We start from the raw sequence: 1,428 nt of genomic DNA, 5'->3' as shown, positions 1-1,428 counted from the left end.
CCTCGCCGTCGCCCTCGCCGACCTCCTCCCCGTCGCCGACCTCCTCGCCCTCGCCGACCTCCTCCCCGTCGCCGACCTCCTCGCCCTCGCCGACCTCCTCGCCGACGCCGTCGCCGAGCCCGAGCCCGAGTTCGTCGCCGTCCCACTCGCCGTCCCACTCGCCGAGCCCGACGGCCACCGCCACGGCCACCGCCACCGCCACCGCCACCGCCACCGCCACCGCCACCGCCACCCACACGCACACCCACGTCCCGAGCCCGTCGGAGAGCGGCGAACTGCCGCACACCGGCGGCTCCTCCCCCGACACCCTCGTCGCGGCACTCGGAGCCATCGCCCTCCTCGGCGGCGGCACCCTCTGCTTCGTCGCCTACCGCCGACCGGGCCGGCACGGCTGACGCCCACCCGGACCCCGCTGAACGCCAGTGGCGCCGCCCCGTCGAGGGCGGCGCCACTGGCGCGTTCGGGAGCGGGCCCGGCGGCGGTCCGCGACGGCCCCGGGCCGGCCGGCGGGCGACACGCCCGGCGTCACACGGCCGTCACGTTCCCGCTGGATACTCGGAAGGCCCACCGCCCGCGCCCCGTACGACGGAGGACCACCGCAGATGACCGCCGGCCCCGACCGCCCCGCCTTTCTCCTGGTCCACGGCGCCTGGCACGGCGCCTGGTGCTGGGACGCGGTGCGCACCGCCCTCGCCGCCGACGGGTGGCGCACCCACACCGTGGACCTGCCCAGCTCCGCCGCCCACCCCGATGCCACCCGCCTCGACGGCGCCCACCCCGATGCCGCCCGCCCGGCGGGCCTGCTGGAGGACGCCGACGCGATCCGCGACCGCCTGCGGCGGATCGACGGCCCGGTGGTGACGGTCGCCCACTCCTACGGCGGCGCCCCCACCACCGAGGCCATCGCGGGCGCCGCCAACGTGGTGCGGGCGGTCTACCTCACCGCCTTCCAACTGGACGTCGGCGAAAGCGTGTTCTCCTTCCTCGGGGCTCCCGTTCCGGAGGACGACACGGGCCGCACCCCGCCGAACGCCGACGCCCGCCGCGTGCACTACACCGACGTGCCCGCCGCCGAGGCCGACCGCGCCCTGGCCCGGCTGACCCCGCAGAGCGTCCGGTCCTTCACCCAGCCGGTGACCACGGCGGGCTGGCGCACCGTGCCGTCCAGCTACATCGTGTGCGAGCACGACCGGGCCCTCGAACCGTCACGGCAGCGCGAGCTCGCCGCCCGCGCCGACACCGTCCACCGGCTGCCCAGCAGCCACGCCCCGTTCCTGTCCATGCCCGGGGAGCTCGCCACCCTGCTGGGCCGGATCGCCGGCTCCGCCGCTCCGCAGGGTGCCGACGTCCGGAGTGACGAGGGGCGTTGACGGCGGGCGGGGCGGCCCGACCGGCTCCGGGCCGCCCCGCCCCGCCCCCCCCCCCCCC

General features: G+C 78.3%; 3 protein-coding genes. 2 read left to right on the top strand and 1 reads right to left on the bottom strand.

Annotated features, from left to right (window positions below; all coding sequences use genetic code 11):
* The coding region (locus tag ACIQOV_RS41340) for a hypothetical protein (protein ID WP_401056286.1) at positions 1-331 on the bottom strand (331 nt) is incomplete at its 3' end.
* On the opposite strand from ACIQOV_RS41340, the gene ACIQOV_RS41335 reads away from it, so the two are divergent.
* Entirely contained in the window at positions 276-395 is a 120-nt protein-coding gene (locus tag ACIQOV_RS41335; RefSeq protein ID WP_401056284.1) for an LPXTG cell wall anchor domain-containing protein, read from the top strand. The two genes, ACIQOV_RS41340 and ACIQOV_RS41335, sit on opposite strands and share 56 nt — an antisense overlap.
* 207 nt (positions 396-602) lie before the next feature.
* Positions 603-1,370, top strand: coding sequence for an alpha/beta fold hydrolase (locus tag ACIQOV_RS41330; protein ID WP_401056282.1), 768 nt, complete (start codon positions 603-605; stop codon positions 1,368-1,370).
* Positions 1,371-1,428 lie beyond the last annotated feature (58 nt).

This window comes from Kitasatospora sp. NPDC091257 (assembly GCF_044757675.1).
Taxonomy (GTDB): domain Bacteria; phylum Actinomycetota; class Actinomycetes; order Streptomycetales; family Streptomycetaceae; genus Kitasatospora; species Kitasatospora lactacystinica.
Note: the sequence above shows the minus strand (reverse complement) of the source record. Positions and strands in the feature narration are given on the sequence as shown.